Source organism: Glutamicibacter sp. MCAF14, assembly GCF_052114325.1.
GTDB lineage: Bacteria > Actinomycetota > Actinomycetes > Actinomycetales > Micrococcaceae > Glutamicibacter > Glutamicibacter arilaitensis.
Genome location: NZ_JBFREO010000005.1, coordinates 233,591 through 254,383 on the forward strand (window position 1 = coordinate 233,591; position 20,793 = coordinate 254,383).

Below are 20,793 nucleotides of genomic sequence, written 5' to 3' on the forward strand. Positions count from 1 at the left end.
TGGGCTGGTGCCTTCCGCAGGGAAGGCACCAGCCCAGCATTGTTTAAGATTCGTCTTCGTGCCTAGAACAAGGTTGCCCCCTGTTCAGCGAAGTGAGGGTTCTCCAGTTTCAACAGCTCGCTCTTGGCCTCAAGCCCGCCGAGGTAGCCGCCCAGCGACCCATCGGTGCGCAGCACCCGGTGGCAGGGCAGCACGATGGGAATCGGGTTGGTGGCGCATGCTGAGCCAACGGCACGCACGGCTTTGGGCTTGCCGATCTGCTGCGCCATCTGGGCGTAGCTGCAAGTTTGCCCATAGGCGATCTGCCCGAGCTGAAGCTGCACCTGCCGACGGAAATCGGTGGAGAGCGTCAGGTCCAGGGCCAGTTCGAACCCTTGGCGCTGGCCGGAGAAGTATTCATCGAGCTGCCGGGCTGCGGCATCCAGGCGCTTCGCATCGCGCAGGATGCGCGAACCGAGCTTTTCGGAAAGCAGCTCCAGGATCCGGTCATGGTCCTCGGATTCGAAGGCGACGCGCGCCAGGCCGTTTTGCGTACTGGCCAGCAGCAGGCTTCCCAGCGGGCTGTCGACAATGCGGTAGGCAACATCCACCAGCGCCTGCTCGTGTGCCTGCGCGGCGAGCTTCTGGCCCAATGCGGCAAGGACCGCGGAATCCTCGGTGCCTGGTTCTTGCGCTTTGCTCTTGTTCATGGCTGCTCCCGCCATAGTTCGGATTCTCCCAGGCGGGCTCGCAAGTTCTTGATCCCGTCGGCGCCAGCGCGCCGCGCGGCTGCTTCGCTGCCGGAAATGATTCCGGCGATACCCGCGTAGCTCAGGCCGCCCAGGTACCGGTAGGCAATCACTTGCCGTTGCTTGGGCGGCAGCTGGTTGACCTCATGCCACAACTGCAGATTTTCCAGTTGCGCGCCGGGCCCCGGCCCGGAGTCCAAGGTGCCTTCCAGATCCATTTCGACCAGGCTTTCGGGCTTGTGCTTGCGCAACTCGTCGACGGCCTTGTTGCGTGCGATGCGCACCAGCCAGGCCGCAACGTTGGCATCTTCGGGCAGGTTCGGATAAGCCTTCAGCGCTGCGAGGAAGGTCTCGGACCAGGCATCCTGCGCGCGGTGCTCATCGAGCAGGGCGCGGCAGACCCGCAGCACGTTGAGCCCATATTCTTGGACTATCCGTTCAAACGGTGCTTGCATGGCTCTCCTGGAAGCTGGAGCCCGTCGTGGGCCTTCACCCTGTAAACGTACCGCGGGCCGGTTCCGTGAGCCGGTGCCCACAATTTTTCCCGCACCCCCGGATGGTGGCAAAGCCAGGCGCTAGAGTGCGACCAGATCCAGTTCATCGGCCAGCTGCTGCAATCGGTGCAAGTCAATATCCAGCACTTCACCGTTTTCCACGCCCCGCGCTTCCTTGGTTCCGGCCAGGGCATCACGGATGTTGCGCATAGTGGCGCCGTGGCTGACAATCATGATCTTCGTCCCGGCGTGCGCCTTGGCCAGTTCCAATAGCGTTGGGATCGCCCTGCTCAGGATATCCGCGCGCGGTTCAAGCTGGTCCTTGGCGGCGGCCGTCTCTTCTTCACTCACCTCGGCCATGATCCGGCCCTCCAACGGCCCGAAACCGCGTTCAATGAGTTCGGGGACGGCATCGCCGGTAGCAGCCCCGAGCTGCTCGGCCATCAACGTGGCAGTTTCCTGCGCGCGTTCCAGCGGAGAACCCAGAATCAGGCTCCAGCCCTGTCCGGCCAGCGCTCGCCCTGCCGCGCGGGCTTGCTCGCGTCCGGTCTCGTTCAACGGAATATCTGTGCGTCCTTGCAGGCGTCCTGCAAGGTTCCAATCTGTCTGCCCGTGCCGGACCAGCGCCAACGAAGTCTCCATGGCTCCAGCTTAGTGGTGGCGCTGCGGGTCGAATAATCTGTGAAAATATCCTCAATACGCAACGTTACGACTCATAGTTGGGTCACGAAGGGTCATGTTGCGAAGATTATTACACCATCCCGAGCGGCTGAGAGATCTGGTTCGTTGACGCCGCAGCAACCTGCCACATCCGGTGGCAACGGTGCTACCGCCAGAAACGATGCAGCCGCTTACCCGTTGTCCCACGGCAGGAAGCGACATTGATTCCGGGATTCCTGCCTCGATCGCGACCCGCAGTGCGGCGAGCGCGAACACCCAATCGACAAGGAGTCGTACGCCATCATGGCAGATCACAAGTTTGGATTCCGCACCCGCGCATTGCATGCCGGCGGCACCCCCGATGCCGAGCACGGCGCCCGCGCAGTGCCCATCTACCAGAGCACCTCGTTCGTGTTCAAGGACGCCGATGACGCAGCCAACCTCTTCGCCCTGCAGAAGTACGGCAATATCTACTCGCGCATTGGCAACCCCACCGTGGCCGCTTTTGAAGAGCGCATGGCATCGCTGGAAGGCGGCATCGGCGCGGTAGCCACCGGTTCAGGCATGGCCGCAGAATTCGTTACCTTCGCCGCGCTGGCGCAGGCCGGAGACCACATCGTGGCGTCCTCCAAGCTCTACGGCGGCACCATCACCCAGCTCGATGTCTCGCTGCGCCGCTTCGGCATCGACACCACCTTCGTTTCCTCCAATGACCCAGCCGATTTCGAAGCGGCCATCCAGGAGAACACCAAGGCGGTCTATACCGAGATCGTGGCCAACCCATCGGGCGACATCGCCGACCTGAAGGGCCTGGCCGAGGTGGCGCACCGCCACAATCTCCCGCTGGTCGTCGACTCGACCCTCACTCCCCCATACATCCTGCGTCCCATCGAGCACGGCGCGGATATCGTCATCCACTCCGCCACTAAGTTCATCGGCGGGCACGGCACCACCTTGGGCGGCGTGGTCATCGAATCGGGCAAGTTCAACTGGGGCAACGGCAAGTTCCCCACGATGACCGAACCGGTAGCCAGCTACGGCAACGTCTCCTGGTGGGACAACTTCGGTGAATACGGCTTCCTGACCAAGCTGCGCAGCGAACAGCTGCGCGACTTCGGTCCCTCGCTGCCGGCGCAGTCAGCATTCCAGCTGCTGCAGGGCTTGGAAACCTTGCCGCAGCGCATGGACAACCACCTGTCCAACGCGAAGCAGGTAGCCGCCTGGCTGGAAGCCGATGAGCGCGTCACCTACGTGAACTACGCCGGTTTGGAATCCCACCCGCAGTACGCCCAGGCCAAGGAACTGCTGCCCATGGGCGTCGGCTCGGTCTTCAGCTTCGGGGTGAAGGGCGGGCGCGAAGCCGGCTCCAAGTTCATCGAAGCACTGCAGCTGGCCAGCCACCTGGCCAATATCGGCGATGCCCGCACCTTGGTGCTGCACCCGGCCTCCACCACCCACCAGCAGCTCAGCGCCGACCAGCTGGTCTCCGCCGGTGTGCCAGAAGATCTGATCCGCCTCTCGGTGGGCTTGGAAGACCTCGAGGACATCCTCTGGGATCTGGACCAGGCATTAACCGCTTCGCAAGAAGCTGTCGCTGGTGCCACCGAGGAATTTGCGGCACCGACCTATGACGGCGCTGCCTGCGCCATTCCTGCAGCATCGAAGGGAGCGAACTAATGAGCGCCGCTGAAACCACGTGGGAAGCTCCGGGAGCCGCACAGCGTCTGGAGATCCTGCGCCAAACCAAGACCATCGCGATTGTCGGCGCCTCGAACAAGCCATCGCGCGCGAGCTATTTCGTGGCGACCTACCTGCTGTCCTCGTCCAAGTACAAGGTGTACTTCATCAACCCGGTCCTGGATGAGATCCTGGGCCAGCCGGTTTACAAGTCGCTGGCCGACCTTCCGGAAACCCCGGATCTGGTCGAGGTCTTCCGCAAGCACGACGACCTGCCCACCGTGCTGGATGAGGCCCTGGCCGTAGGCGCGAAGACCCTGTGGCTGCAGCTGGGTTCATGGCATGAGGAAGTTGCCCACCGGGCCGAGGCTGCCGGCATGAATGTGGTGATGGACCGCTGCGTGAAGATCGAGCACGCCCGCTTCCACGGCGGCCTGCGCCTGGCTGGGTTCAACACCGGCGTGATTTCTTCCAAGCGCCAGGTGCTCGCCTAAGCGGTCTTGGATAATCCCACAAGGCAGCTGTGCCACCTTCACGGTGGCATGGCTGCCTTTTGTTGTGCGCAGAAGACTGCAACTAGCAGGATTTTATTTTCGCGATTAAGGAGCAGGCGCACCCGCGTCCACTTGGCTTAATATCCAACAAACCCAAACAAACACAGAAATTGCCAAATATTCACCACATTTTCGCTTGACGATGCCACGCATTCGGGCATAAAGTCATGGAAACACAGATTCATGTGTTGCAGGTCATGACAAATCGTGGAGGCATGAATGTTCGCCGAAGAACGACACCGGCTGATCCTTGAACAGCTCGAAAAAGATGGCAAGGTCTCCGTTGCGCAGCTGTCCCAGCGCTTCGATATCACCCGGGAAACCGTCCGCCGCGACCTGGCACAGCTCGAATCCGAGAACTGCCTGCGTCGCGTCCATGGCGGGGCGGTGGCCACGTCCGAAGCCAGCACCCGCGAGGAAAGCTACGTGGTACGCACGACCATCCACTCCGACGCCAAGGCCCGGATCGCGCAACGTGCCCTGGGCTTGCTTCCTGTTTCAGACGCCTCGGTCATCATCGATGCCGGAACCACCACCGAAATCCTCGCAGAGCGCATGGTCAAGGCCAACGCCGGCTCCGGACTGGTGGTCATTACCCACGCCTTGCCCATCGCCTCGGCCCTGATCCATTGTCCCGACATCGCCCTGGAGCTCATCGGCGGTCGCGTCCGCGGCCTGACCGGGGCCACCAGCGGTGCCCGCACCGCGCAGGAGTATTCCCAGTACCGGGCCGACATCGCTTTCATCGGCACCAACGGGTTGCATGCCGGTTTCGGCCTGAGCACCCCGGACCCGCTGGAAGCAGCGGTCAAGCGCGCCTTGGTAGCCAGTGCCCGCCGCGTAGTGCTGCTGGCCGACAGCTCCAAGTTCGACCAGGAAACCCTGGTCCGCTTCGCTTCTCTGGAAGCCATTGACACTCTGGTCACCGACCAGCAGCCCGGAACCGAACTCGCTGCCGCCCTGGACGCGGCCGATGTCGAAGTGGTGGTCGCATGATCGTGACGTTGACCTGCAACCCGGCGCTGGACAAGACCATCGAATTGGCCGCCGCATTGCAGCCCGGTGCGGTGCAGCGGGCCGCTGGCAGCCACCTGCAGGCCGCAGGCAAGGGCGTGAATGTTGCGCGGGCCATCCTCGCCGCCGGGCAGCGGACCCTCGCTGTACTCCCCGGAGCCGGAAACGATCCGCTCATCGTCGCCCTGGCCGCCGACCAGTTGCCCTACCGGGCGCTGGAAATCAATGCTCCGCTGCGCACCAACACGACGCTGACCTCACCGGATGGATCGACCACCAAGATCAACGAGGCCGGTCCTGAGCTGGACGCGGCCACGTTGGAGCAGCTCTCGGAGCTGGTGCGCGATTCCTGCGCCGGCGCCGATTGGCTGGTCATGGCAGGGTCGCTGCCGCCCGGTGTGCCGGCGAACTACTACGCCCTGCTTACCGCGTCGTTGCGCGAGCAGCTCGGCGCGAAGTGCCCGAAGATTGCAGTTGATACCTCTGGGGAGCCGCTGCGCCAGCTCTTCGCCCACGGCGAGATCCACATCCCGGATCTGGTCAAGCCCAACGCCGAAGAGCTTGCCGAGCTGCTGGGCGAGGACCTGGGCGAAGGTCAGCTCGAAGCGGACCCCGGGCTGGCCGCTCGCGCCAGCTCCAAGCTGCTGCGCCGTCCCGGGGCCGCGGTGCTCACCACCCTGGGTGCGCACGGCGCGGTACTGGCCACTGCCGAGGGCTGCTGGCACGGCTGGCCGCAGCCGATCACCCCGCGCAGCACAGTAGGTGCCGGCGATTCCTCGCTGGCCGGCTATCTGCTGGCAGACACGGCAGGCCACTTGCCGGCGTTCAAGCTACGCCAGGCCATCGCCTATGGAACCGCGGCGGCCTCGCTGCCCGGCTCCGGCATCCCCACCCCAACCGACCTCCGCATCGATGCGGTCAGCGTCATCGAACTCACCCCAAGGCAAGGATCCTGACCATGAGCGATCTGATCGAAACCCGGCTCGTCACCCTGGATGCGCATCTAGGTTCAACGAGCACCGACGTCATCAAGTACCTGGCCCAGCAGATCACGCAGGCCGGGCGAGCCGCCAGCGCCGCCGAATTGGCCGAGCATGCCTTGGCCCGCGAGGCGAAGACGGCCACCGGCGTGCCCGGCGGCATCGCGATTCCGCATTGCCGATCAGCAGCGGTCACCGTTCCCACTCTGGCCATGGCCCGGCTGGGCACCCCGGTGGACTTCGGTGCCAAGGACGGCACGGCAGATCTGGTCTTCTTCATTGCCGCCCCGGAAGGCGCCGACAAGGAGCACCTGAAGCTGCTCTCCAAGCTGGCCCGCGCACTGGTGAAGAAACCCTTCACCGCGGCCCTGCGTGCAGCCAGGAGCAATGAGGAAATCGTCGCTTTGGTCTCCGAAGTGCTCTCCGATGCCCCCGCCGCACCAGCTGCACCAGCAGCAGCAGCACCCGCTGCCACGGCGCGGCCGAAGATCGTGGCCGTCACCGCCTGCCCGACCGGCATCGCCCACACGTACATGGCCGCCGATTCCCTGGCACAGGCCGCTGAAGAACTCGGCATTGACTTCGCTGTGGAAACCCAGGGGTCCTCCGGGTCCAAGCCGTTGGATCCGGCATTGATCGCCCAGGCCGACGCGGTGATCTTCGCGGTGGACGTCGACGTGCGCGACCAATCGCGGTTCGCCGGCAAGCCAGTGATCCAGGTTCCGGTCAAGCGCGGTGTGGATGAACCCGAAAAACTGCTCAAGGATGCCTTGGCCGCGGCCAAGGATCCGGCGGCCCGCAAGGTACCAGCCGGCAACGAAACGGCAAGCGAGCGCTCCACGGATTCTGCCTCCGAGGGGTTCGGCGCTGGACTGAAGCGCGCGTTGCTCACCGGTGTCTCCTACATGATCCCGTTCGTCGCCGGTGGCGGCCTGCTGATCGCGCTGGGCTTCCTGCTCGGCGGCTATGCCATCACTGATGTAGCAGACCAGTACTTGACCGAAAATACGCTGTTCAATCTGCCGGAAGCTGGCTTGCTGGCCTACCTCGGCGCGGTGGCGTTCAAGATCGGCGGCCTGTCAATGGGCTTCCTGGTCCCGGCGCTGGGCGGTTACATCGCCTATGCCTATGCCGACCGTCCGGGCATCGCCCCGGGCTTCACCGCAGGCGCGGTGGCCGGCTTCATGGGAGCCGGGTTCATTGGCGGCATCGTCGGCGGCGTTATCGCTGGCCTGGCCTGCCGCTGGATCAATTCCTGGACCGTGCCACGCTGGCTGCGCGGGCTGATGCCAGTGGTCATCGTGCCATTGCTCGGTTCCATCATCGCTTCAGGCCTGATGTTCCTGTTCCTGGGCGGGCCGATTGCCCAGCTCACCGAAGCCCTCAACGGCTGGCTGGCGGGCATGTCCGGCACCGCGGCGGCGATCCTCGGCCTGATCCTGGGCCTGATGATGGCCATCGATTTGGGCGGGCCGATCAACAAGGTCGCTTATTCCTTCGCGGTAGCCGGCTTGGGCGCCGGTTCGGTGGCCGAGAACCCGGCCCCGCTGATGATCATGGCCGCCGTGATGGCAGCGGGCATGGTTCCGCCACTGGCGATGGCCCTGGCCACCGCGGTGTCGCCGAAGCTATTCACCGGGGCCGAGCGCGAAAACGGCAAGGCCGCCTGGCTGCTGGGCGCCGCCTTCATTTCCGAAGGTGCTATCCCCTTCGCCGCAGCCGACCCGCTGCGCGTCATCCCGGCCTCCATGGTCGGCGCCGGCATCACCGGCTCGCTGATCATGAGCTTCCAAGCGATCAGCCAGGCCCCGCACGGTGGTATCTTCGTCTTCTTCGCCATGGATAACACCTGGCCGATGTTCCTGCTGGCCACGCTCATCGGTACTCTGGTCTCAGCAGCATTGGTGATCGTCCTGAAGAAGTTCGTCCGTAGGGCCCCCGTGGGAGCCGTTGATCCGGCAAAGGTCGCAGCATGAGCAAGAAGTTCACCGGAGTAGGCGTCAGTGCCGGACGCGTCATTGGACACGTGCGCCGCATGCCCGAACCAATCCTTCCACCCGCAGACGGCGCACCGTTGCCGCAGGGCATGAGCGCAGAGGAAGAATCCCAGCGCCTGGCCGAGGCATCCAAGGCTGTGGCCACCGGGCTCAAGGAGCGCGCAGCGCTGGCTACCGGAGATGCGCAGGCCGTGCTGAAGGCCACCGCGCTGATGGCCAGCGACCGCACGCTGATCAAGTCCGCCACCAAGCTGGTCACCGGTGGCACCTGCGCAGAATCGGCCATCTGGGAAGCCGCCGATGCGGTCGCCACCCAGCTGGCCGCCCTGGGCGGTTACATGGCCGAACGCGCCGGGGACGTACTGGATGTTCGCGCCCGTATTGTCGCTGAACTGCGTGGCGTGCCTGCCCCAGGCATCCCGGATTCGGATCAGCCCTTCATCCTCGCCGCGGTGGATCTGGCCCCGGCGGACACCGCAACCCTGGATCCGGCGAAGGTCCTGGCGCTGGTCACCTCCGATGGCGGGCCGCAGTCGCACACCGCGATCATCGCCCGCTCGCTGGGCCTGCCCGCTATCGTGGCTGCGCCGGAAACCACCGAACTGGCCAACGGCGATTATGTTTTTGTTGACGGCATCGACGGGTTGGTCATCACCGATCCCACCGAAGCCGAAGAGCACTTGGCAAGCACCTACGCCAACAGAGAGGTCCTGCCGGACTTCTCTGGCACCGGAGAACTCGCAGACGGCTACCGCGTACCGCTGCTGTCCAATGTGGGCAGTGGCGAAGACGCGCAGCTGGCTGCCGCCGCCGGTGCCGAGGGCGTTGGCCTGCTGCGCACCGAGTTCTGCTTCTTGGGCAAGGAAAAAGAACCCACCCACCAGGAACAGGTTTCTGCCTACGGCGCGGTCTTCGCGGCTTTCCCCGGACAGAAGGTCGTGGTGCGAACCCTGGATGCGGGGGCCGACAAGCCACTGCCATTCCTGACCGATTCCAGCGAGCCAAACCCTGCACTGGGTGTTCGCGGCTACCGCACCGACCTGTCCAGCCCCGGTGTGCTGGAGCGCCAGCTCAAGGCCATCGCCCAGGCGACCAGCGAGCATGAGGCAGATGTCTGGGTCATGGCCCCGATGATCTCCACCCCGGCTGAGGCGGAAGACTTCGCGCAGATGGCCAAGGCCGCTGGCTTGGCCACCGCCGGTACCATGATCGAGGTCCCTTCAGCCGCGGTACTGGCCGGCCAGATCCTGCAGCGCTGCGATTTCGTTTCCATTGGCACCAACGACTTGACCCAGTACACCATGGCTGCGGACCGCCAGCTGGGCACCTTGGCCGAGCTGAATGATCCATGGCAGCCAGCCGTGCTGCACATGGTCGCTGCCACGACCGCCGGCGCGCTGAGCGCCGACGGCAAGCCAGTAGGAGTTTGCGGCGAAGCCGCAGCCGACCCTGCCCTGGCCGTCGTGCTGGTGGGCTTGGGTGTGACCACCCTGTCCATGAACAAGCGGGCCCTGGCCCCAGTCTCCGCGGTACTGCGGACCGTGGATCTGGCCAAGGCGCAGCGTCTGGCCAAACTGGCCTTGGACGCCCCCTCGGCCGAGCTAGCCCGCAGCGCGGTGCGCGCCGAGCTGAGCGAATTGGACCGCTTCGGCCTGTAGGCCATTAGAATTTATCCCCAAGCAACCGTTCACTAGATCCCAAAGGAGCCACCATGGCAGAACGTAAGGCAATTATCGGCAGCCGAGTCGGCCTGCACGCCCGCCCGGCAGCAATCTTCGCCGAAGCCGCAGCAGAACTTCCGGTAGAGGTCACCATAGCCCTGGAAGGCGAGCCAGCAGACGAGGCGCTGGATGCGTCGAGCATCCTCTCGCTCATGGGTCTGGGCGCAGAATACGGTACCACCGTGGTGCTGCGTGCCGAGGGTGAAGGCGCTGAGGCCGCGTTGGACCAGCTGGTAGCTATCTTGGAAACCGACCACGACGCCGAGTAGCTCTTAACTCAAGAAATTCGGGGAACAAGCCTAGGCTTGTTCCCCGTTTTTGTGTCCGAAAATACTGATTGACAGAAGTCAATCACTTGCCGGATGATAATACCTACGCACTAACGTAGGAGTTTGAATGAGCGCGCTCAAAACCACCGCGCTGCGCCTCATCAAGCCCTTCGCAATCCGCGATTACGCCCTGCTGGCCAGCGCACTTGTCCTATCGACCTTTGCCGCTGGCATGTGGACCGTGGCTATGGTCTACCAGGTGCGCCGCTTGGACGGCGGACCGGTAGAACTGTCGATGGTCGCCACCGCCAATGCCGTGGGGCTGCTGTGCTTCGTCCTCTTCGGCGGCATCATGGCCGACCGCCATTCCTGCCGGCGCATCGTAGTGCTGGTGGAAGTCTTTTCCTTGGCGCTGATGAGCACCACCGCAATCCTGGCCATCAACGGTGTCCTGGAACTATGGCATCTGATGGTGGCTGGATTCCTCGTTGGCGCCGGGGCGGCCTTTTTCTACCCCGCATACTCGGCGTTGCTTCCCAAGATGCTTCCAGCCGACCAGCTGCTGGCCGCCAACGGCCTGGAAGGAACCATACGCCCGGTAGTCCACACGGCGCTGGGCCCAATGACCGCCGGTTTCCTGGTGGCCGCCCTGTCACCAGCGCACGCGATCATCGGGCTTTCGCTGGTTCACTTGCTCGCCTTGCTGATGCTGCGCAGGATCCCGAAGCGCGAGGCCTACAACAGGCCGGGTGCTGCCGATGGCCAACCGCAGCCGGGCATCTTCCGCCAATTGCGCGAGGGCGTCGGCTACACCGTGCGCACCCGCTGGCTGCTATGGACCTTGCTCTTCTCGGTTATTTCGGTGTTCACCTTCATCGGCCCCTTCGAAGTACTTTTGCCCTTCATCGTCAGCGATAACCTGCACGGGGACGCGAAACTTTTCAGTTTCGCCTTGGCCTTCTTCGGTGCCGGGGCAGCGGTGGGTTCACTGCTCATCGCCTCGGCTAAATTCCCGCGCCGCTATTTGAGCCTGATGACCGCTTGCTGGTGCTTGGGCACCTTGCCGCTGGCTATCGTCGGCTATGTCGATGAAGCATGGATGCTCTTTGCCATCCTCCTGGCATTTGGCATCACCGACGCGGTGGGCATGGTCATTTGGGGTACGCTGCTTCAGCGCCGGGTGCCAAGCAATCTGCTCGGGCGGATTTCCAGCCTGGACTTCTTCGTTTCACTGTCCTTGATGCCGCTATCCATGGCGGTGGCTGGGCCGTTGACCCAGGTCATGAGCCTTCAGGCGATATTCATCATCGCCGGAATCGCGTCGCCGCTGTTCGGCATCATTGCCTGGCGGGCGGGAAAATTCGCCCAAGATGAGATCGCCCATCCATTGCGCGATGAGCCGGCACTGCAGGAAGTGAAACGAGCGGAGTGAAAATGAACAAGCTGGTTGCGCTGACATTCGATGATGGGCCGGGCGAATATACCCATCGTCTTCTCGACGCGCTGAAAGCGGCGGGAGCCGTTGCCACCTTCTTCATGATCGGGCAGAACGTCAGCGCCTATCCCGAAGCTGTGCGACGGATGGTTGCCGAGGGGCATCAGCTCGGCAACCATTCTTGGGACCATCCGGATATCAGGACCTTGAGCGAGACGCAGCTCGCAGAACAGCTGGAGCGCACCAGTGCCATGATTGCCGGCACAGCTGGCGTATGGCCTGAAGTTTTCAGGCCGCCCTATGGGCTGCACGATCCGCACCAGGATGCGCTCATCGGCTACCCGCTGGTGCTGTGGGATGTTGATACGCGCGATTGGGAGCACCATGATGCGGACCAGGCCTTCAGAACTGCCACGGACCAGACCAGAGCAGGGTCGGTGATCTTGATGCATGACATTCATGAAAGTTCCATCGACCTCGTCCCGCGCCTTGTTGCGGCGCTGAAGTCAGCTGGCTATACCCCGGTCACCGTCAACGAGCTCTTCACCGGCCAGCTGCAGAACTCGGTTGCCTATCATGCTGCCGGCACTGATGGCTCAGGGGGCTTGTTCGGCATAGAACCGTAGCTGATCGAGCTTGTCGCCTTCGCTCTCGCGGATATTCTGGGCTAGCGCTTCGCACTGCTCGACGCTGAGATCAGGGTTGATGATCGCCACCTGCAAGACTACTTCGGTCTGCCCGGCATCATCTTTGAGATCGTATCGGTAGGACAGCCCATCGGGATTCTCTGAGGTGTGCAGAATCAGCAGGCGATTCTCGATCAGCTCATGAACCCGGTACAACCGTTCATGTCCTGCGACTCGATAAGTGAGGTTGGTGCCCACTTTGAGTTCGGGGTCATCGGAATGCATGGAGCCGATCCCATGGATCCACAAGGGTGTTGCTGCCCAGTCTGTCAGCAACTCCCAGACACGATGCACCGGAAGATGGATAACCACGGTGCTTTCAAAAACACTGAACTGGCTCATACCCGCATCGTTCCACTCCCCGGACCCAATTGGAATAGCTGCCAGCGGTTTGGAATGGCAAAACCGGCACCAAGCAGCTGGTCTGCTTGATGCCGGCTCTAGTAATACTGGGGTTTACCAGTCTTCGTCTACGTCGTCGACATCTGCTTCGGAGATACCGAGTTCAGGTTCATTCTCAAGATCGAACTTGTACCAGGCCTCGGTGAAGTCGGCCATTGCATCCAACGCATCCTGCGCGTCGGAATCCAGAACCTCCATCGCCTCAGGGTTGTTGAGCACCGCGGTCACTGCCAGAAACGGGTGATTATCAAAGTAATCGGTTGGGGTGGCATCCGCATTGAAGGTCAGGTCCTCGCTCTGCGAGAAAAGATCGACGTACTGGGCCACCGCGTCAGGCAAGCGGCTCAGGTTGATGCCGGTCAGGGACTCATTGTAGATTTCAGCAGTTGCGTCGGCCCACTGCTCAATGAGCTCTTCGCTCATCTGTGCCATCAGATTATCCACCTCGTGTTGGGGTTCTAGTGCTCACGGGATTCGGTAGCAATTCATCTTATTTCTTCAACGAGCGCCTGCCAAGACAGAACGGCCCAAGGGGTTGTGATCTTTAAAGCTGGGAAACTGCCATGCTGGAAATCCCGTTCATGCTATGAAGCTCCCACGCGCCAGAACACACAAAAATCAGTGAGCGCCCCGAAGGGCACCCACTGATTTCATCACGCGGTCGAGGTTCCCAGTCCGCGTCATTTACAGGCCTTAGTAAGCCTTGACGCCCTGCTCTACCACGAGGTGGATCAACGCGAATTTCTTGTCTTCGTCGATTGCCTTCAGCGCATTTTCCAGCGCGGCGGGGACATCGGCATCCTTCTCGACGCGGACACCGAAACCACCGAAGGACTGTGCCATCAGCGCGAAGTCGGGGTTAGCCAGCTGGGTACCGGATACGCGTTCCGGGTACTGGCGTTCCTGATGGGTGCGAATGGTGCCGTACTGCTGGTTGTCCATGACGATCACCAGCGGTGTGGCTCCGTACTGCGCAGCGGTAGCCAGCTCCTGGCCGTTCATCAAGAATTCGCCGTCACCTGCGATGGTGACGACGCGGCGCTGCGGGTAGTTCAGCGACGCGGCAACTGCCGAAGGAATCGAGTAGCCCATGGAACCGTTACGCGCCGAGAGCATCGAAGCGTAGCCGTTGGTCGGGAAATAGCGGTGGGCCCAGTTGGTGTGCTCGCCAGCGCCAAAGGTCACCAAAGCATCTTCGGGCAAGGAGTTGACCAGGTTCGCCATCATGGTTGCCATCTTCGCCTGCCCGTCGGAGGGCTGAGCCGGAGGAAGTTCAGCAAATTTCTCCTGCTCTGCGCGCATCCGGGAAGTCCACTCCTTCCAGGAATCCTTGACCGGCATATCCATCAGCAGCAAGTCGCGGACGAACACATCCGGCTTTGCAACAATCTGATGCGATACCGGGCCGGAGCGTCCACGCAGCGACGGGTCGATAGTGACCAGGAAGTTCTTCTTGTCCCAGTTCTGCCTGACGTTGAAGCCATCGGTGATGACGTCACCGGGAACGGTGCCAACGAAGATCAGCAGATCGGTTTCTTCCAACAGATCGTAGGTTGGCTTGGGGCGGCCGTAGCCGATTGGGCCAACGTAGGATGGGGAGTTGAAAGGCACTGTGCCCTCGCAACGCCATTCTGCGGCGGCCGGCAGGTCATGCTCTTCGAGCCAGCGGGTGAAATCCGCAGCACCTTCATGAGACCAGTCATTGCCACCGAAAATGAACAGCGGCTTATCTGCTTCCTGCAAGGCAGCATTCAGTGCCTTCCAGTCCGTAACGGTCATGCCGCCAGTAGCCACCGGGATTTCCGGGTGGACTTCGGCGGGAACTTGGTTGCGGATGATGTCTTCTGGCAATCCGACAACCACGGGGCCCGGACGGCCGGACATGGCAGCGAACATTGCCTCGGCGACAACTTCACTGGCTCGATCAGCGTGGTCCAGGATCATGACGCGCTTGGCACCGGTACCGAACCATGCCTTGGGATCGAATTCCTGGAAGGCCTCTTTTTCGCGGTGCTCAAATGGAATCAACCCCACGAAAAGCACCAAGGGGGTCGAGTCCTGCCAAGCTGTATGCAAACCGACATGGGCGTTGGCCGCTCCCGGCCCACGGGTCACCATGGCAATGCCGGGACGCTGATGCATCTTGCCTTCAGCTTCAGCCATGTAGGTGGCACCGCCTTCATGGCGGCAAACCACAGTCTCGATTGGCGAATTATGCAGTCCATCCAGGACATCCAGGTAGCTTTCGCCCGGCACTACGTAGGCGCGTTCCACGCCGTGCGCAGCAAGCGTGTCGACAATGACATGTCCGGCCGACTTCTTTGTCAGACCCTGACCATTTTCACTCATTTTTTAGGCGTCTTTCTTGGTTCGAGAAATCGTCAGACGCAACAGCGAGGAAAGTGGCCCGTTTGGCCGGTGATGCATCGTTGCGTCATCGTGAAACAGTACTAAACAAGGACGGATTGCACACATTGACGGGCGAATACTACGCAAATGTGACTTCATGTAGGCGATCAATCATATTTGAGAACAAAATGTCCAGAAAGTTCCATCAAATGAGACAGTATGGTTCGTCACATATCAACCCCGCCGGCACTCCAGGGAGTGCAAAGCTGAACACCCATTGATCACTTCCCCCCAACACTAGTAGCCTTTTGAGCAACAAAAGTTTACTTACAGTAAGTATTCTTTGATAACTGAACAACGAGGTTCCCATGGAATTCATCAATGGCGCGATTGTCGCCATCTATCTTGCGGCCATGCTGGCCTTTGGCTGGTGGGGCAAGTCCCGAACCAAAAACAGCAGCGACTATCTAGTCGCCGGCCGTCGCCTCGGGCCTTTCCTGTATGCCGGAACCATGGCTGCAGTCGTGCTCGGCGGAGCCTCCACCGTTGGCGGCGTAGGCCTGGGATACAAATGAGGCATCTCAGGCACGTGGCTCGTCGTCGCCATTGGCGCCGGAGTCATTCTCCTTTCGGTCTTCTTCGCGCCAACCCTGCAGAAGCTCAAGGTCTTCACCGTCTCGCAGATGCTGAGCCTGCGCTACGGCAGCGCAGCGGCCACCAACACCTCCGGCATTGTCATGCTGGCCTACACCCTGATGCTCTGCGCCACCTCCACCAGCGCTTACGCCATCATTTTTGTTGTGCTCTTCGGCTGGGAGAAGTGGATAGCCATCGCCATCGGCGGTGCGATTGTTGTGGTCTATTCGACCATTGGCGGCATGTGGTCCATCACCCTTGCGGACCAGGTCCAGTTCATCATCAAGACCATCGGCATCTTCGCGCTGATGCTTCCCTTCTCCATGCATGCAGCTGGTGGACTGGACGGCATCCGAGAACGAGTGGACGCTGAATTCTTCAGCTTCACCGGCATTGGCTTGCAGTCGATCATCACCTATTTTGTGGTCTACACTCTCGGCCTGCTCATCGGCCAGGACATCTGGCAGCGCGTCTTCACCGCCAAGACTCCAAAGGTGGCCCGCTGGGGTGGAATGACCGCTGGCATTTACTGCATCTTCTACGGTGCAGCCGGGGCAATGATTGGCATGGCCGCGAAGGTGGCACTGCCGGATATCGCAGGGGCTGCAAATAATAAGGACGTCGTCTATGCGGAGGTCGCCACACAGCTTCTGCCCGTAGCCGTGGGCGGTCTGGTGATGGCCGCCGCTGTTGCCGCCATGATGTCCACCGCTTCCGGTGCGCTGATCGCTGCCGCGACGGTGGCACGCACCGATGTGACTCCGTTTGTGGCCAGCTGGTTCGGCAAGCAGATTCACGTGAACTCCGATGAGAACCCTGAGCACGATGTTCGCGCCAACCGCATCTGGGTAATGCTGCTAGGCGTCGTCACAGTCACCTTGGCAATCCTGGTGGATGACGTAGTCGCTGCACTGACTATCGCCTACGACATTCTGGTGGGCGGTTTGCTGGTGGCGATCATCGGCGGCCTGCTGTGGAAGCGCGGCAACGGTGTTGGAGCCACGGCCTCCATGGCTGCTGGCTCGCTAGTGACACTCGGTACGATGATCATTTTGGAGATCCAAGCCGAGAACAAGTTCGATGGCGTCTACGCCAATGAGCCGATCTACTACGGCCTGATCGCTTCGGCAGTAGCTTTCATTGCTGTTTCGCTGCTGACCAAGTCGACGGACCGACAGGTAATAGAACAATGGAACCTGCGAGTCGCCGGCAAGACCCAGGACACTCCGGCCAGCGCCGCAGGAGCCGACTTTCTAGGCCAGTAAGCAACATCGAGACGAACCCTTGTATTCGAGCCTCGCGCTCAGTGGCGCTCAGCCGTGATAGCTACTGAGCGCGGGGCTCAGTTTGCTCTTCGATATTCAGCGTCACAGAATTGACTGCGCAGGACTCCAAGTGGGCTACGAAATTATAAGGCCACATTTTAGCAGGGCCCTCGTTGCCGTACAGGAACTTGCAAACGTCGGTTTTGCAGTGTTGGAATCTGGGCATCTTTATCGTTCCCGCAAAGTCGAAACCCTTCATTGCCGCTCTGTCGTTGATGTTCATACTTTTCATCACCTGAAGAAGAAGGCGCGGCAGCGGAGCTAGTCCGAGCATGATGATCACTGCCGTGATCATGATGACTTGCATGACCAGTTTCCTAGTGGTGGTGCCTTTTGGCGCGTCCGTGGCAATACTCAGGCTTCTGGCCTTTAGCTGCGTGCAGTGGTTAAAGACCACGTTTTTGAGCATTAATGCTCACGTCGATCTAATTCACAAAATTCTGTGCATTAGAACGCCTAATCTAATAAAGCGCAGAAATCAGTACATTATGATGCTACCGAGGCTAATTCACGATAAAATGGGCTTTAAGAGAGAGGTGGGCGCATGCGAAACGACCCCAAAGTCTTAGGAGCCACCCTGCGCAAACAGCGCATCGACCTCGGACTGAGCCAAGAAGACGTCGCTGACCAGCTCGGCATCTCCCGCAACACCATCAGCGCCATCGAAAACGGAAAGCTTGGCAACGCCAACATCCTGCTCGAAATCATGTCCATCCTCGGCTTGGACCTGCTTATCGCCCCGCGCCACTCCGGCGAAACCAACGCCATCCGCAACAACATGGCCCACAACGCCCACAGCATCCGCCACCGGGTCAAGAGGAGCTGACGTGGCGGACCCGCAACTGGCACTGTGGTTCGACGGGGTGCACACGGCCACCATCACCGACCACGGCTTCGGCACGATCTCCCTGTAGTACACTCCCAAAGCCCAAAACAGCAGCGCGTTGCTCTCCACCAAGCTGCCTATCCGGGAAGCGCCCTACCCCTGGGTCGAATGCGTCCACTTCCTGGACGGCCTGCTGCCAGAAGACGACGTCCGCAAAATGCTCGCCGACAAAGCGAGAATCCCGCACGACGACACCTTCAGGATGCTCGGCGCCTACGGCAAAGACTGCGCCGGTGCCGTACAAGTGCTCCCGCTGGGCGAAGAACCGCATAACGAACTCCGAAAAATCCGCTGGACCACCGACGAGGAACTGGCCAAAGCCATCACCAACCTGCCCACAGCACCCCTGGGCATCGGCGTCGACAGCTCCATCAGGGTGAGCCTGGGAGGACTGCAAGGCAAGTTGCTCGTGGTGCGCGACGGACCCCGCATCGGCATGCCCTGGACGGAAGCCCCACCACTCACATCCTCAAACCGGCACGGCTGAACGAAGACGGCACCGAGCAATGGCCGTCCATCGCGGAGCTGGAACTGTTCGGCCTGCGGATGGTCGAAGCTTCCGTGCGGCTGAGCCGTTCCAAACGCCAGATCGCCGCCGCCGCCGAAGTCATCACCGTTCGAGACCGCAAAGCAATCCTGGTTGAACGCTAGGACGCGATGCCAAATCCAAGCCGGTGCGGCGCATCCACCAGGAAGACTTCTGCCAAGCCCTCGGCATGAAGCAGAAGTACCAGAAACCCGCAGAAAAGCCCCCCACGCTGAAGATGATCGCCCAGGTGATCGCCGACAATGCTTAAAACCCTCTGCAAGAGCGGGAACTGCTGCTTAAATACCTGACCGTGAACCTGGCCTTGGGAAACTGCGACATGCACGCTCGGAACATCGGGATGGCCATCGACCGCGGAACCGTGCGACTGGCGCCGGCCTACGATGTGGTCCCCACTGCCGTATGGGAGCACGCCGACCGAGAGCTGTCCCTGCACGTAGGCACCGGCGTGCACATCGATGAGGTGAATGGCAGGCACTTGATGGACGAAGCGGCCTCTTGGGGTGTCCCGGCGAAAATTGCGGCCAGGCAAATCCGCACTACCCTGAAGGCAATGCTGGATGCGCTCCCGGAGCTCATCGAAAAATCACGTGCAGAAGGCGGGTTCACCCCCATGCTCCTCGACGTTGCCTCTGACACCAGAGAGCGCATCGACCGGCTCATCCCGCCAAGCGCATAATCACAAGGGGGTTGCCCCTGGCTCATCCCCCACTGACTTCTCGCACGGTTGCATCGTTAGCAGATTCGTCTGGTTCCGGCCTTCCATTAGGGAACTGAAAGATGCCGCACTTCGTTTGCGGACTGTCGGAACCTGTTCGCATCGTTTCTGATAATGACGGCGCTGACAGTAACCTCTTCTGACATTCGGCTTCCGCCTTGATACGTTCACGTGTTGATTGCGCATGCCCGTCACTACGACCATGCGCTTTTCAATCCTAGGAATTCCGTTTGACGTGACAGACGCTGGTGGCCGACTCGTCTCAGGACCGTGCACACGAAAAGGAGCCGCCGCAATTCATCAGTTGATGAACTGCGGCGGCTCCTCGAATCTGGAAACTAGTCCTGGATCAGATCGTGGCGCACGATGGTCTGATCGCGGTCCGGACCCACGCCAATGGCGGAGATGCGGGTGCCGGAGATCTTCTCCAGGGCCAGGATGTAGTTCCGGGCGTTCTCCGGAAGATCCTCCATGGTCTGCGCGCCAGAGATATCCTCGGTCCAGCCCGGGAAGTACTCGAAGATCGGCTTCGCGTGGTGGAAGTCGGTCTGCGTCATCGGCATTTCGTCATGGCGGACACCGTCGACATCGTAGGCCACGCACACTGGGATCTGCTCGATATTGGTGAGCACGTCCAGCTTGGTCACGAAGTAGTCGGTGAAGCCGTTCACGCGCGAAGCGTGGCGAGCCAGAACGGCGTCGTACCAGCCGCAACGACGTGGGCGGCCGGTGTTCACGCCGAATTCGCCACCGGTCTTCTGCAGGTACAGGCCCATGTCATCGAAGAGCTCGGTCGGGAACGGACCGGCACCCACACGGGTGGTGTAGGCCTTGATGATGCCGATGGAGCGGGTGATGCGGGTCGGGCCGATGCCCGAGCCCACCGACGCGCCGCCAGCGGTTGGGTTTGAGGAGGTCACGAACGGGTAGGTACCGTGGTCCACGTCCAGGAAGGTGGCCTGGCCGCCTTCCATCAGCACGACCTTGCCCTCGTCCAGAGCCTTGTTCAGCTCGTAGGTGGAGTCGATGACCAGCGGACGCAGACGCTCGGCGTAGGACAGGAAGTACGAAACGATTTCCTCGACCTCGACGCTGCGGCGGTTGTAGATCTTGACCAGCAGCTCGTTCTTCTGGCGCAGGGCACCTTCGACCTTCTGGCGCAGGATCGATTCGTCGAAGACGTCCTGCACGCGGATGCCCAAACGTCCGACCTTGTCCATGTAGGCCGGGCCGATGCCGCGACCGGTGGTGCCGATGGCACGCTTGCCCAGGAAGCGTTCGGTGACCTTGTCCATGGTCTGGTGGTATGGAGCCACCAGGTGGGCGTTGGCCGAAACACGCAGCTTCGAGGTGTCGGCGCCGCGCGATTCCAGGCCGTCGATCTCTTCGAAGAGGGCTTCAAGGTTCACCACACAGCCATTGCCGATGATCGGAGTGGCGTTCGGCGAAAGGATGCCGGCTGGAAGGAGCTTGAGCTCGTACTTCTCGCCGCCGACGACTACGGTGTGCCCGGCATTGTTGCCGCCGTTTGGCTTCACTACATAGTCAACCTTGCCACCGAGCAGGTCGGTAGCCTTTCCTTTGCCTTCATCGCCCCATTGGGCTCCGACGATCACGATTGCTGGCATGGGATCCTCCCCCTTGCTTAAAGCAGTGGTTTCAGCGTGCTTAGCGCTGTCCCGGCACGGTGCCGGGCAAAAAATATGCCCCTGTCC

General features: G+C 61.5%; 20 protein-coding genes, 2 pseudogenes and 1 riboswitch. Of the genes and pseudogenes, 14 read left to right on the forward strand and 8 right to left on the reverse strand.

Translation table 11 applies throughout. The features are described from left to right. Positions 1–62: 62 nt before the first annotated feature. The 3 genes from AB4Y71_RS13105 to AB4Y71_RS13115 all read right to left on the reverse strand — a co-directional run bounded on the left by AB4Y71_RS13105 (position 63) and on the right by AB4Y71_RS13115 (position 1,864). Positions 63–689, reverse strand: coding sequence for a methylated-DNA--[protein]-cysteine S-methyltransferase (locus tag AB4Y71_RS13105; protein WP_102598966.1), 627 nt, complete (start codon positions 687–689; stop codon positions 63–65). Further along, entirely contained in the window at positions 686–1,183 is a 498-nt protein-coding gene (locus AB4Y71_RS13110) for an RNA polymerase sigma factor (RefSeq protein ID WP_441720920.1), read from the reverse strand. Before AB4Y71_RS13110 ends, AB4Y71_RS13105 begins: the two co-directional genes overlap by 4 nt. A 120-nt stretch (positions 1,184–1,303) precedes the next feature. Beyond that, positions 1,304–1,864: a histidine phosphatase family protein gene (locus tag AB4Y71_RS13115; RefSeq protein WP_441720923.1), complete on the reverse strand. Its 561-nt coding sequence runs from the start codon at positions 1,862–1,864 to the stop codon at positions 1,304–1,306. A 111-nt stretch (positions 1,865–1,975) separates the two neighbouring features. Then, positions 1,976–2,070, forward strand: a riboswitch (SAM riboswitch). A 115-nt stretch (positions 2,071–2,185) separates the two neighbouring features. Between AB4Y71_RS13115 and AB4Y71_RS13120 the strand changes: the two genes are divergently transcribed. The 9 genes from AB4Y71_RS13120 to AB4Y71_RS13160 all read left to right on the forward strand — a co-directional run bounded on the left by AB4Y71_RS13120 (position 2,186) and on the right by AB4Y71_RS13160 (position 12,155). Next, on the forward strand, positions 2,186–3,559 hold the full coding sequence (locus tag AB4Y71_RS13120) for an O-acetylhomoserine aminocarboxypropyltransferase/cysteine synthase family protein (RefSeq protein ID WP_013347635.1): 1,374 nt from the start codon (positions 2,186–2,188) through the stop codon (positions 3,557–3,559). Further along, on the forward strand, positions 3,559–4,053 hold the full coding sequence (locus tag AB4Y71_RS13125; RefSeq protein WP_013347634.1) for a CoA-binding protein: 495 nt from the start codon (positions 3,559–3,561) through the stop codon (positions 4,051–4,053). The genes AB4Y71_RS13120 and AB4Y71_RS13125 overlap by 1 nt, the downstream gene beginning before the upstream one ends. Positions 4,054–4,332: 279 nt before the next feature. After that, complete coding sequence (locus AB4Y71_RS13130; RefSeq protein ID WP_134781201.1) at positions 4,333–5,109, forward strand: DeoR/GlpR family DNA-binding transcription regulator; 777 nt, start codon at positions 4,333–4,335, stop codon at positions 5,107–5,109. After that, positions 5,106–6,083, forward strand: coding sequence for a 1-phosphofructokinase family hexose kinase (locus tag AB4Y71_RS13135; RefSeq protein WP_441720926.1), 978 nt, complete (start codon positions 5,106–5,108; stop codon positions 6,081–6,083). The genes AB4Y71_RS13130 and AB4Y71_RS13135 overlap by 4 nt, the downstream gene beginning before the upstream one ends. Before the next feature lie 2 nt (positions 6,084–6,085). Beyond that, positions 6,086–8,083: a PTS fructose transporter subunit IIABC gene (locus AB4Y71_RS13140; RefSeq protein WP_441720929.1), complete on the forward strand. Its 1,998-nt coding sequence runs from the start codon at positions 6,086–6,088 to the stop codon at positions 8,081–8,083. After that, on the forward strand, positions 8,080–9,762 hold the full coding sequence (gene ptsP, locus AB4Y71_RS13145; protein WP_441720932.1) for a phosphoenolpyruvate--protein phosphotransferase: 1,683 nt from the start codon (positions 8,080–8,082) through the stop codon (positions 9,760–9,762). Before AB4Y71_RS13140 ends, ptsP begins: the two co-directional genes overlap by 4 nt. A 53-nt stretch (positions 9,763–9,815) precedes the next feature. Then, positions 9,816–10,094, forward strand: a complete 279-nt coding sequence (locus AB4Y71_RS13150; RefSeq protein ID WP_134781205.1) for an HPr family phosphocarrier protein — start codon at positions 9,816–9,818, stop codon at positions 10,092–10,094. 127 nt (positions 10,095–10,221) lie between these two features. Beyond that, positions 10,222–11,526: an MFS transporter gene (locus tag AB4Y71_RS13155; RefSeq protein WP_441720936.1), complete on the forward strand. Its 1,305-nt coding sequence runs from the start codon at positions 10,222–10,224 to the stop codon at positions 11,524–11,526. A 2-nt stretch (positions 11,527–11,528) separates the two neighbouring features. Further along, the gene (locus AB4Y71_RS13160; protein WP_441720939.1) at positions 11,529–12,155 is read left to right on the forward strand and encodes a polysaccharide deacetylase family protein; all 627 of its coding nucleotides are present in this window, start codon (positions 11,529–11,531) and stop codon (positions 12,153–12,155) included. On the opposite strand, the gene AB4Y71_RS13165 is transcribed toward AB4Y71_RS13160, so the two are convergent. From AB4Y71_RS13165 to AB4Y71_RS13175, 3 genes are all read right to left on the reverse strand, one after another. After that, entirely contained in the window at positions 12,126–12,557 is a 432-nt protein-coding gene (locus tag AB4Y71_RS13165; RefSeq protein ID WP_013347621.1) for an SRPBCC family protein, read from the reverse strand. The genes AB4Y71_RS13160 and AB4Y71_RS13165 overlap by 30 nt on opposite strands. A 114-nt stretch (positions 12,558–12,671) precedes the next feature. After that, positions 12,672–13,049 (reverse strand): hypothetical protein, encoded by a 378-nt coding sequence (locus AB4Y71_RS13170; protein WP_134781208.1) that lies wholly within the window; start codon positions 13,047–13,049, stop codon positions 12,672–12,674. 261 nt (positions 13,050–13,310) lie between these two features. Beyond that, entirely contained in the window at positions 13,311–14,966 is a 1,656-nt protein-coding gene (locus tag AB4Y71_RS13175; RefSeq protein WP_441720942.1) for a thiamine pyrophosphate-dependent enzyme, read from the reverse strand. Positions 14,967–15,334: 368 nt separating this feature from the next. Between AB4Y71_RS13175 and AB4Y71_RS13180 the strand changes: the two are divergent. Next, positions 15,335–16,867, forward strand: a pseudogene (locus tag AB4Y71_RS13180) (sodium:solute symporter). Positions 16,868–16,928: 61 nt separating this feature from the next. On the opposite strand, the gene AB4Y71_RS13185 reads toward AB4Y71_RS13180, so the two are convergent. Continuing rightward, positions 16,929–17,234, reverse strand: coding sequence for a hypothetical protein (locus tag AB4Y71_RS13185; protein WP_441720944.1), 306 nt, complete (start codon positions 17,232–17,234; stop codon positions 16,929–16,931). Between the two features lie 237 nt (positions 17,235–17,471). Between AB4Y71_RS13185 and AB4Y71_RS13190 the strand changes: the two genes are divergently transcribed. The 4 genes and pseudogenes from AB4Y71_RS13190 to AB4Y71_RS13205 all read left to right on the forward strand — a co-directional run bounded on the left by AB4Y71_RS13190 (position 17,472) and on the right by AB4Y71_RS13205 (position 19,039). Beyond that, the gene (locus AB4Y71_RS13190) at positions 17,472–17,753 is read left to right on the forward strand and encodes a helix-turn-helix domain-containing protein (RefSeq protein WP_134781211.1); all 282 of its coding nucleotides are present in this window, start codon (positions 17,472–17,474) and stop codon (positions 17,751–17,753) included. A gap of 100 nt (positions 17,754–17,853) precedes the next feature. Further along, positions 17,854–18,300, forward strand: a pseudogene (locus AB4Y71_RS13195) (HipA N-terminal domain-containing protein); the annotation flags it as partial. A 187-nt stretch (positions 18,301–18,487) separates the two neighbouring features. Next, positions 18,488–18,610, forward strand: a complete 123-nt coding sequence (locus AB4Y71_RS13200; RefSeq protein WP_441720947.1) for a hypothetical protein — start codon at positions 18,488–18,490, stop codon at positions 18,608–18,610. Between the two features lie 21 nt (positions 18,611–18,631). Continuing rightward, positions 18,632–19,039 (forward strand): HipA domain-containing protein, encoded by a 408-nt coding sequence (locus AB4Y71_RS13205; protein ID WP_441721035.1) that lies wholly within the window; start codon positions 18,632–18,634, stop codon positions 19,037–19,039. Between the two features lie 377 nt (positions 19,040–19,416). On the opposite strand, the gene AB4Y71_RS13210 is transcribed toward AB4Y71_RS13205, so the two are convergent. After that, positions 19,417–20,706 carry an adenylosuccinate synthase gene (locus AB4Y71_RS13210; protein WP_441720950.1) on the reverse strand — a complete coding sequence of 430 codons (1,290 nt, stop codon included), beginning with the start codon at positions 20,704–20,706 and terminating at the stop codon, positions 19,417–19,419. Positions 20,707–20,793: the final 87 nt, after the last annotated feature.